Annotated in this window: 1 protein-coding gene; it reads right to left on the reverse strand. The window is 23.1% G+C overall.

The genetic code is table 11. From position 1 onward, the window contains the following. Positions 1-493, reverse strand: a 493-nt coding sequence (locus CRV02_RS14400; RefSeq protein WP_258239329.1) for an AraC family ligand binding domain-containing protein, incomplete at both ends; no start/stop codon positions are given.

Below are 493 nucleotides of genomic sequence, written 5' to 3' on the forward strand. Positions count from 1 at the left end.
TTTATCAATTCTATACTTTTAGAAATAACTATATTATTGTTGAAGTGACTATCTAACTGTTTTCCAACTACTGTATAATTTTTAATTAAATAAGACAAGGCATCGATACAGTATGTTTCTAATTCAATATAATCTTTTTTATATATTACAGATTCAAAGACATCTCTTAATTTTGAATATAAAAGTAAATCATTAATAATGTGCTTTTCAAATATAGGCTTCTTCTTCTCATAAAAAATCTCAAAATAAATTTCACTCATCAATTCAACAGAAGGATAAAAATAATGGTTAAACCAATTTTGTGATATACCTCCATGAAGTTCATATGGATTGTTTATTCTTGTAGAGTTTGCATAGAAGTCAAATGTATTATTCTTATTTCTAGATTTATATAAACCTTGATGTGTAATACCTATAGAATAAGTATCATGGAAATGCATACTAAAATTTTTATTAGATTCTTTTACATTAGTGAAAAGAATATTATTCAATA

It is taken from the genome of Arcobacter sp. CECT 8989 (assembly GCF_004116715.1).
Classification (GTDB): Bacteria; Campylobacterota; Campylobacteria; order Campylobacterales; family Arcobacteraceae; genus Halarcobacter.